Source organism: Bacillus sp. XF8, assembly GCF_017498755.1.
Taxonomy (GTDB): Bacteria; Bacillota; Bacilli; order Bacillales; family Bacillaceae_G; genus Bacillus_A; species Bacillus_A bingmayongensis.
On sequence record NZ_JAGDQK010000071.1, the window covers coordinates 1 to 9,446 of the forward strand.

The window sequence follows — 9,446 nt, forward strand, 5'->3', positions numbered from 1 at the left end:
TGTTCCTTTGCCATACCGATCACACCTTTTCTAGAGTAATAGGATCAGTATGTCCAAGTGTTAGAGATTACTTACACATATATTAAAGTTTTTGCACCAGAACCAGGTTTACTGTGGGGCAAGGAGATAAGAGTTCTCCAAATATATATTATATTTATCATTCAGCTCGGAATGCGTCCTCTGGGTTGATGGTGAATATAAGTCTATTTATCTGTTAATGTCGTCTCTTGAAAATGGAAATGGGGTGGTTGTTCATGATTGAATGAACATCGCGTTTCTAAAAAATTAACAAAAAAATAAAGGGTTTCTTCATCAATTTGGACGGGACAATGAAAATTACACTTATAGCGATTACTGCGAATCTTCACTAGGCAGAGAGCTTCCGCTCTTTGTTTGAGCAAACATGGGACAGTCATCCCCTCTGTCGCCTCCGCATGTTTGTTCACGCAAGGCGTCGGAAGAAATGATACGTCTTGATACAAATTAAAGCCATTTCCTAGGAGAGTTCCCATAGCTCTCTTTGAACATATAGTACGCTGTATGTTCAAAGAGGTTTGGGATTACCTCGAAAGCTGTAATGAGCGCGACATATATAAGTCTACGGACATAAAACGAGAAGACTCTTGCTCTTCTCCCAGCCACTGAACACAGGGCGTGTAGCCATACTATGTTGATGCGGTGATTGGGAGAGGATTGAGAGTGATCTCATCCTATAATTGATTCATTTCGAAATTCCCCTTTCGTGAATGTTTCTCTTCCATCCCCTTTAAAGCTGTTACTTCAGTGACGGCTTTCATTTTGGTATTGACTTTTATTTACCAATCCCTTGTATTAATAAGGAAGAAACTTTAATACAGAGAGGAACGAAGCGAAATGCGTAAATATGAAGGCAAATTCGTAGGGAAATTAGCAGGAGAAGAAAATCAGCAAGAGAAACAATGGGAATTAAATTGGGGAAATGAGCTGAAGAGTGTTAGTACATCTCATAAGCGGGAGCAAAAGGTAAAAGAATGTCGTGAGTGTAACAATGGTATATGTGATATTGTTTCACCGCCATTTGAAGTAGATGTAATGAAAGGGAACCAAGTAAGGCAGGAGTTGCGAGCATGGTATGTATGTCGCAACTGTAACGAACGACAACGTCATCCGTATACTGATTAACTAACTCAAAGCATCCATAACGGGTGCTTTTCTCTTTGTTATATATAAATTACATAATAACGGAGAATAAAGACAAACATCCAGACGTATATTCTATACAGAGTGTTGTTCCGACACATGTTACCCCATTGAAGAAGGGCGCTTACTGGAGAGGTGCTCTTCTTCACGTTTCGAAGAGGACAAGCATATACTACTTGTACCTCATTAACTTTAGTAACCTTGACCATTGTTAATGAGATTCTCATAATCCCTTAAAAGGAGCGCTCGCGGAAACGGGTGCTCTTTTTGATTGAGTAAAATGGACATTTAATGAGGTTGAAAGATGTATATTGGGATTACTATTTTAGGCGCTGCCGTCATCGGTTTGGTGTCTTATTTTATTTTGCGAAGGAAGTGAGGGGATGTTTTAGTTAGGATGTCTTATAGGGTATTTCATAGGAACGCTTGTTACTTTACTGGTGATCTACTTCGGTTATCGGATTGGTGAGATGAACAAGACGGATGAAGAATGGATTGAGAAGTCGTTGGAGAAGGAAATGGAGCAGTTGAGAGCGATAAGGGATGATAAGGACTAACAAAACAAACAAACTCAACGAACAAAAATAAATGTCCTGTTTAGGTCTACCCTATATGGACGTAAAAGAGTGAACGAATTCATCATTATGTCACTTTAGGAGGTAATTTGCGCTTATTTTAAGCGTTATTTTGCACTATAAGTAAACATAAATAAGCCCAATTTCTCACATTAAAATTGAGAAATTGGGCTTTTATCGTTGCTCCGGAAAAGCGCCCGATTATTGAATACTGATTAATTAAAAGTAGCATAAAATCTAAAGTAACTTTCATTTAAAACTCCATGTTTATAGAGTTTCATTTTTACGGGTGTTAATTTGATAAATTCATCCGATTAGAAGGACTTCATCACCCACATGAATTTCACCTGTTTTTATCACCGAAGCATAAACGCCAAAATGATTATTTCTTTCTTTTACAACCGTTTTGAGTAACGTCGAATCTCTCTCTGTATTATCAGGATCAACAGTAATAATCATACACCTTTCACAATGTCTTTTTAATTGAATTTCTACTTCTCTTCCTATTTTCATTCGTTTACCAAACCACTTTTCCTCAATAAATGGGATTTTTTCTCTTAATGTTATAAGTAAATTAGGACGAAAACGTCGATGATTAACCTCTGCGTTTCCCCATATTGCTGTTAATTGATCTAATGAAGCATCGGTTACTAGTTGAATGTTTTCTTCCTCAATGGCTCCCAAAGGTACATGCGAAGGGGTATATGTAATCGGAGAGATTTTTCGTTCTGACTTGTATTCTATTTCTTGAGTAAGTTCTTCATCCCCCCAATCGATAACCTTACCTTCAGGTGTCGTTATTTCGACTTTAGGATATTTCTCCATTAACTCTTCTCCTACAAATCTTGCTCTATATCGAACCATTTCTGGGAATTGTGTAATTGTTAAAAACTTTCCTTGTCTTGTATCATCTAAAAAAGCATGACTGCGATCTCCATACAAACCATATTCCATAATTTTAGTTTGATTTACATTCTCTCCATGAAAAGATTTTACAGGATGGCGAACAATTTCCTTAATATGTCCGATTAACATTTCATTCACTCCTTAATAATTTCCCTATTAAAATTTTAACAAAAAAATAAGTTAAATCAGCCTTTGCTCCACAAAATGCCCAATACAAAAAAGCGCCTCCTTACTTAAGAATAGCACCCATTTGTTGAAGAACTAAAGTTCTTTTTCCATTGAAATAACTTTAATATTTATGCCGTTTGGTTTATGTACGATATCTTCATCAAAAACATGATAACCTATGGAACTATATAGCTGTATGTTCTTAGGTACAGTCATTCTGACCTTACAGAAAATTGTAGAAACCCCGATATTAATTGCATAGTCCTCTAAGAATTTTAATATCATTTTTGCAATGCCTTTGCCTTGTTTTTCAGGAATAACCGACAACCGATAAAAATACAAACCCTCATCTTTTACTTGGAATCGCACCATTCCAACTGGATGATTTTCTTCATAAGCAATAAATGCTTTTTCCCCTTTTTCTAGAGCAACTGAAATTGACTTAACAGTTTCTTCTAAAGCACTTGATGGTGGGATTACATTCTCATATTCCTTAAATGCTTTAATCATTAAGTCATGAATTACTGGTGCATCAGAAGATGTAGCATGTTTTATTAACATATTCATCCCTCCTTGTTGTAATTATTATTCATTATAATTTATTTTTATACAAAACAGAAGGGTTAAATATTTAAATTACGTTATTCAACAATCTGACCCGATTGCTGAACAAAGTTAAAAAAGCACACATATTATTATTTGTTCCAAAACTCGTCCTTTTCTGAACACGCTTTTTTTTGATTTAAAAGAGGCGTTTTTTATTGTCTTATATGTAATAAAACTCTGTTCATTATTCTATGTTCAATAACCGATGTGTTTCTATCTTATGTTACAATGGAGATAGAGTGAAAATTAGAAAGAGTGATAATTGATGTTAATTGGATATGCACGTGTATCTACAGGATTACAAAATTTAGATTTACAAACAGATGCACTAACTCAATATGGTTGTAAGAAGATTTTCCACGATAAAATGAGTGGAACAAAAAAACAACGTCCTGGTTTAGAGGAAGCAATTCATTATGCACGTGAAGGCGATACAATTGTAGTTTGGCGATTGGATCGCCTAGGACGCAACATGCAAGATTTAATCCAAATTGTGAATAACTTAAATAAACGTGGTATTGGTTTTCATAGTCTTCAAGAAAACCTAACAATGGACAAAAGTAATGCAACAGGACAATTGATGTTTCACTTATTCGCAGCTTTTGCTGAATTTGAACGTAATTTAATAGAAGAAAGATCGGCTGCCGGTCGAGCGGCAGCTAGAGCAAGAGGAAGGCTCGGTGGCAGACCAGAAAAGTTTGGATTGAAAGACATAGAAATGATGAAATCCCTAATTGAAAGTGGTACACCTATTAAAGATGTCGCAGAAAAATGGGGTGTATCTCGCACTACAATTTATCGCTATTTAGAAAGACAATAAATCGGAAAGGTGGGTATTAATGCAAAATGATCATCCTCCATTAACGGCTTATTCAGAAGAACAACGTCGAGAAGCAATGGTAAAGTATAAAATCATTGCGCCTTATCTTACTGATGAGAAAACATTAACTGTTATTATAGAAGAAACCGGTATTGCCAAAAGAACGCTGCAATACTGGATTCAGGACTATAAACAATTTGGATTAAAAGGTTTAATTCGAAAAACAAGAAGTGATGCCGGCAAAACACATTTAGAGCCGGAAGTTGTCGTGTCGATCGAACAATTGATATTGAAGTACAAAAGGAATTCATTAACATCTATTCATCGGATGATTTGTGAGCAATGTCAGAAAAAAGGCTGGGAAAAACCAAGTTATTATCAAGTGCATAAGGTATCACAGTCTCTTTCGCCAAGTTTGAAGAAGTTAGCGCATGATGGTCAAAAAGCATACAACAATCAATATGATTTAATTCATCGAAGAGAGGCAAGCTACCCCAATGAAATTTGGCAAGCAGACCATACCCCATTAGACATTATAGTTCTAAATGAAAAAGGAAAACCAGAAAGACCTTGGCTAACAATCATTTTAGATGATTATAGCCGAGCAGTCGCTGGATATTTCTTAACTTTTGAAAATCCCTCTGCTATACATACATCTTTGGTCTTACACCAAGCAATATGGAAAAAAAGTAATCCCGATTGGCAAATATGTGGTATTCCTGAAATATTTTATACAGACCATGGGAGTGACTTTACATCCAATCATTTAGAGCAAGTAGCAGTTGATTTAAAAATTAATCTAGTTTTTTCTACAGTTGGTGTTCCAAGAGGGCGTGGGAAAATAGAGAGATTCTTTTTAATCATTAATCAATTGTTTCTGCAAGATTTACCCGGTTATTTTGGAAATCAAACTAGCACTTCACTTCTTACCATTAAAGAATTAGATGAAAAATTATCAAATTTCATTATAAGTAACTATCACCATAGGGTTCACAGTACAACAAAAAAAGAACCTATACAGGCGTGGAATAATTCTGGATTTCTTCCCAATATGCCTGAGAGTTTGGAAAGTCTTGATTTATTATTGCTAAATGTAGCGAAACCAAGGAAGGTTCATTCTGACGGGATTCACTTCCAAGGACTTAGATATATAGACACAAATCTAGCTGCATACGTTGGAGAAACAATTATTATTCGTTATGATCCAAGAGACATCGCGGAGATTCGAATGTTTTATCAAGATAAATACTTATGTACGGCTATTTCCCCTGAAATCTCCGATTATACAGTAGATTTAAAAGAAATTGTTTCAGCACGAAATAAAATACGTGTGTAGTGATAATCAAGTTGTTTAATTTTGTGTCTAGAAATGCAGTAACCTCCTGCCTGTTAATTTGGTAGGAGGTTATTAAAGTTGTTTAAAAATTATTTTCCACTTTCATTCGATGATGTTTCAGGAATAATAAAGTTATCTAATTTCGGAAATCGAATCGTATAACATAGCCTCCGTTAAGAAATCAAAAACTTTTTATTTAATTCATTTAAGTGTATACATTTATTATTACTTATTCGTTGTATAAGTATAGGGAGGACAAACGATGAAACAAGAAAATATACTAGCCTCCTATCTTATCCATTTAGGAGAGGAAGTGTTCAAGCTATTACTAGCAAAAGGGGCCAAAAAAGAAGATGCGGAAGATATAATTCAAAATACTTTTTACAAAGTGTACACACTGTTAGATGATCTAACAGAGAACAATATACGTCCGTGGTTTTTTAGAGTAGCACTCAATGAATATATTGACTTGAAAAGAAAAAAGGAGCAACAGAACATCTACTTAACCGAGGAAATTTATTCAAAGATACAATATACAGACTGCGAATTTGAGGCCATTTTAAATAAGGATGAGATTTTTAATTTATTAAAAGACGTCAAAAAAGAATATAAAGAAGTTTTCTTTTTAAAGTATTACTATGATTTTTCATATGAAGAAATTTCGGCTATTTTGGATATTAAAGTAAGTAGTGTAAAGCAAAAATTATTTCGTGCACGTAAATTTATTCACTCAAAAATAGGAGGGAAACATTAATGGACACTTCGTTAAAGAGCGCGTTAAAAAAAGCTAAGCGAAAACAATTACTAAAAATCGTCATTACTTCAATTATCGTTGTACTTATTCTATTACCAATCCTTTATAAAACTGGCAATTACTTCGCGGCGAAAAGTTCTACAAAACTTCATGAACAGCTCTTTTTACATAATGAAATTGCCGAACCTAATATTCAAATCGATTCTCAAGTTACGAGTAATACCTCCATGTTTGGTGGCAACATTGTGACGAATCGTTCTAAAAATATTAATGGCTATTTAGTTCAATGGAGCACACTCACAAGTTCGTATGATTGGTTTCGCCTTCATATTGATAACAACGAGTTAATACCGGGATTTTATTGGTCTGATACGGAGTTCTATGAGTATGATAAACAAACAAAGAATAAATTTGCGACATTTTATCATCCATCTATTAAAAAGTACTATAATGGTGTGCGAAATGATCTAGGGGCAATTTCACAAATGGAAAATCACGTTGCGGAAGTTGCGATTTCTTTCGATCGGCCATATACATTAAAAGAAATTCAAGCAAAAATTCCCGATAGTTTAAACATCGTATGGTGGTATATGACTTCACCAATTGCAGATGAAAGCAAGGGACCTGCTGGTGTACAGGTTTATGGATTTAATCCATCTGATTCACCGAAAGAGGCATACAATAGCTTTATTGATGCACTAAAAAAATATGATACAGGTGGTGATAACGAAACAATCCAGGAGTTTTTAAAATTAAATAAAAATAAACAGTTTGATGAAGTGAAAATTTTAGGAGTAATGCTGACTGGTCAAACCCCAAACTTTAAAGCCTTAGAAAACCAAGATTTTATTCGTGGTGCTTCTGTAGGGGCTACTGCACAAATCGTCCCTTATATTAAACCAGAGAAATAATAAGCAAGAGACCAGATGAACATTTGGTCTCTTTTCTTTGTTAATCTGTCCTCTTGTTAACTTAACAAATATCGAAATATTTCTGTTTTTAAAATAGAGGGAAAAAAGAAAGTACAGTATGAACATCTAATTCCATACCATATTTTTAAACAACTATTTTATTTTTTAAAGGACTTTATTATTTTTTAGACAACTTTATTATTTATGAACAATACGGAGAAGCCTAAAAAAGCAAATCGATTCTGGAAAAACTGTTGTAGAAGAAATTGCCTTGTCAAAGCAAAAGGATCTAGAGAACAAAACAAATGAACCTACCAAAAAGTCAAAGTTAAAGAGGTATTTCAATGAATAAAAGTCAAAAATTTATTGAAACAAAAGAATATAAGCGATTTGCCGAGTTTTGTGATGCATGTATTAAATATAAATATATAGGCATTTGTTATGGATTACCGGGTGTAGGAAAAACATTGTCCTCAAGGTATTATGCAAATTGGGATTCCATTGAAAAACAAATAGCTTATAAAACAGCAAATGAAATTGGCCAAGATGCAGATGAAAAGATACTTGAAGCTAGGACAATTTTTTATACAGCTCCAGCTTTACGAGCCACTAAAATGACTGACGAGATTCATACTATTGGAATTAGAATGAACATGGTAAGAACTATGTATAAAGTACTTACTAAAGGAGAAGAAGAAAAATACTCCACTGACGCTTATGAGGATATTGACTTGATTATTGTTGATGAAATAGATCGCTTAAAAGTACAAAATTTAGAACAACTTAGGGATATCTATGATCGAAATGATATAGCGATGATATTAATTGGAATGCCTGGCATTGAAAAGCGATTAGCTCGATACCCTCAACTCTACTCTAGAATTGGATTCGCCCATGAATTTGATAAACTTAGTAAAGATGAAACCCATCATATTTTGGAATATAAATGGGGAGAGTTAGGACTTTCTATAAAGCTTGAGGACTTTTCCGATTATGAGGCAATAACTAGCATAATAAAGATTACTGGAGGGAACTTTAGGCTCATACAAAGATTGTTCACTCAAATTGAAAGAATACTCGAAATTAATAACCTTGAAACAATAACAACAGAAGTTGTTGAAGCCGCACGAGATAGTTTAGTAATCGGAATCAAGTAAATAAAAAACGCTATCGTTTTTTATGATGATAGCGTTTTAATATTTACTTATAATGCAAAATATTACTTAAAACAAGCACAAAATAACTCCAAAAGTGACAATCATTATTCTCAATGTCCTGTTTACATGTACGGAAAATAAATGGTATTATGTAGTTAGAATTAATTTCCGAACATGTTAACGGACAAAGGGGAAGATATTATGATAATTGGTTATGCTCGTGTTTCTACACAAGAACAAAATTTAGCTAGGCAATTGAAACAGCTAAATGATTATGGATGTGATCATGTGTATGAAGAGAAGACAAGTGGAGCGACCACAAACAGAGAAGAACTTCAATTGATGCTAGACGATTTAAAAGAAGGTGACACTATTGTCGTTACTGATCTAACTCGTATTAGCCGTAGTACAAAGGATTTATTCGAACTAATTGAGGTCATTAAAAGTAAAGGTGCTTCGATTAAATCAATAAAAGACACATGGCTTGATACAACAAGTGATAATCCATACAGTACTTTCCTACTCACTGTAATGGCTGGTGTTAACCAGTTAGAAAGGGATTTGCTTAAAATGCGCCAACGTGAAGGTATTGAACTTGCTAAAGAACGTGGTGTTTATAAGGGAAGACCTAAAAAGTACGGTGATAAAAACCCTAAAATGGAGCATGCTTTAGAGCTGCTTGCTAATCGTGAAGAGAATGGATACACAGTAAAGAAGATATGTGAAGTCACTGGTGTAAGCCGTACGGTTCTTTATGAGAGAGCAAAGGAAAAGGGGATTATGTAGATCTTAAAGTAGTGAATCCGCTGCTTTTTTATTTTATAAATGAAATGATTATGCGCCCAACAGTTCAAGTAGGCTAATATTATCTATTCATCTCCCTCCAGTTAAGACAAGATGGTTCTGTTGCAAAGTTCCTCAAGAGATAAACAGAAATATGAATATGGGGTAGCACCACATCGCTATCAAGCTAAGCTCATACAACGTCACTTATAGTAGAGGTTATTTCTTTTTTTCTAGAGGATACATGTAGG

The 9,446-nt window shown here is 34.4% G+C and carries 9 protein-coding genes; 7 read left to right on the top strand and 2 right to left on the bottom strand.

What is annotated here, in order from left to right; all coding sequences use genetic code 11:
- Positions 1-873: 873 nt before the first annotated feature.
- Positions 874-1,161: a hypothetical protein gene (locus J4P91_RS27625; RefSeq protein ID WP_243764046.1), complete on the top strand. Its 288-nt coding sequence runs from the start codon at positions 874-876 to the stop codon at positions 1,159-1,161.
- Between the two features lie 899 nt (positions 1,162-2,060).
- On the opposite strand, the gene J4P91_RS27630 is transcribed toward J4P91_RS27625, so the two are convergent.
- Both J4P91_RS27630 and J4P91_RS27635 read right to left on the bottom strand, forming a co-directional pair.
- Entirely contained in the window at positions 2,061-2,789 is a 729-nt protein-coding gene (locus J4P91_RS27630) for an MOSC domain-containing protein (RefSeq protein WP_207996638.1), read from the bottom strand.
- A gap of 132 nt (positions 2,790-2,921) precedes the next feature.
- Positions 2,922-3,389 carry a GNAT family N-acetyltransferase gene (locus J4P91_RS27635; protein ID WP_017150530.1) on the bottom strand — a complete coding sequence of 156 codons (468 nt, stop codon included), beginning with the start codon at positions 3,387-3,389 and terminating at the stop codon, positions 2,922-2,924.
- A gap of 310 nt (positions 3,390-3,699) precedes the next feature.
- Between J4P91_RS27635 and J4P91_RS27640 the strand changes: the two genes are divergently transcribed.
- The 6 genes from J4P91_RS27640 (at position 3,700) to J4P91_RS27665 (ending at position 9,198) form a co-directional block, all read left to right on the top strand.
- A complete protein-coding gene (locus J4P91_RS27640; RefSeq protein ID WP_000904909.1) occupies positions 3,700-4,254 on the top strand; it encodes a recombinase family protein in 555 nt (184 codons plus the stop codon).
- 19 nt (positions 4,255-4,273) lie between these two features.
- A complete protein-coding gene (locus J4P91_RS27645; protein WP_243764047.1) occupies positions 4,274-5,590 on the top strand; it encodes a Mu transposase C-terminal domain-containing protein in 1,317 nt (438 codons plus the stop codon).
- Between the two features lie 262 nt (positions 5,591-5,852).
- The gene (locus J4P91_RS27650) at positions 5,853-6,344 is read left to right on the top strand and encodes an RNA polymerase sigma factor (protein WP_207996639.1); all 492 of its coding nucleotides are present in this window, start codon (positions 5,853-5,855) and stop codon (positions 6,342-6,344) included.
- Entirely contained in the window at positions 6,344-7,255 is a 912-nt protein-coding gene (locus J4P91_RS27655; protein ID WP_207996640.1) for a sigma factor regulator N-terminal domain-containing protein, read from the top strand. The genes J4P91_RS27650 and J4P91_RS27655 overlap by 1 nt, the downstream gene beginning before the upstream one ends.
- 344 nt (positions 7,256-7,599) lie before the next feature.
- Positions 7,600-8,412: an AAA family ATPase gene (locus tag J4P91_RS27660; protein WP_113770790.1), complete on the top strand. Its 813-nt coding sequence runs from the start codon at positions 7,600-7,602 to the stop codon at positions 8,410-8,412.
- 201 nt (positions 8,413-8,613) lie between these two features.
- The gene (locus tag J4P91_RS27665) at positions 8,614-9,198 is read left to right on the top strand and encodes a recombinase family protein (RefSeq protein ID WP_097906428.1); all 585 of its coding nucleotides are present in this window, start codon (positions 8,614-8,616) and stop codon (positions 9,196-9,198) included.
- The last annotated feature ends 248 nt before the right edge of the window (positions 9,199-9,446 follow it).

Coding starts and splice junctions, on each gene's coding strand:
- J4P91_RS27660 (WP_113770790.1), top strand. CDS start 7,600: ATGAATAAAAGTCAAAAATTTATTGAAACAAAAGAATATAAGCGATTT.
- J4P91_RS27625 (WP_243764046.1), top strand. CDS start 874: ATGCGTAAATATGAAGGCAAATTCGTAGGGAAATTAGCAGGAGAAGAA.
- J4P91_RS27635 (WP_017150530.1), bottom strand. CDS start 3,389: ATGTTAATAAAACATGCTACATCTTCTGATGCACCAGTAATTCATGAC.
- J4P91_RS27630 (WP_207996638.1), bottom strand. CDS start 2,789: ATGTTAATCGGACATATTAAGGAAATTGTTCGCCATCCTGTAAAATCT.
- J4P91_RS27650 (WP_207996639.1), top strand. CDS start 5,853: ATGAAACAAGAAAATATACTAGCCTCCTATCTTATCCATTTAGGAGAG.
- J4P91_RS27665 (WP_097906428.1), top strand. CDS start 8,614: ATGATAATTGGTTATGCTCGTGTTTCTACACAAGAACAAAATTTAGCT.
- J4P91_RS27640 (WP_000904909.1), top strand. CDS start 3,700: ATGTTAATTGGATATGCACGTGTATCTACAGGATTACAAAATTTAGAT.
- J4P91_RS27645 (WP_243764047.1), top strand. CDS start 4,274: ATGCAAAATGATCATCCTCCATTAACGGCTTATTCAGAAGAACAACGT.
- J4P91_RS27655 (WP_207996640.1), top strand. CDS start 6,344: ATGGACACTTCGTTAAAGAGCGCGTTAAAAAAAGCTAAGCGAAAACAA.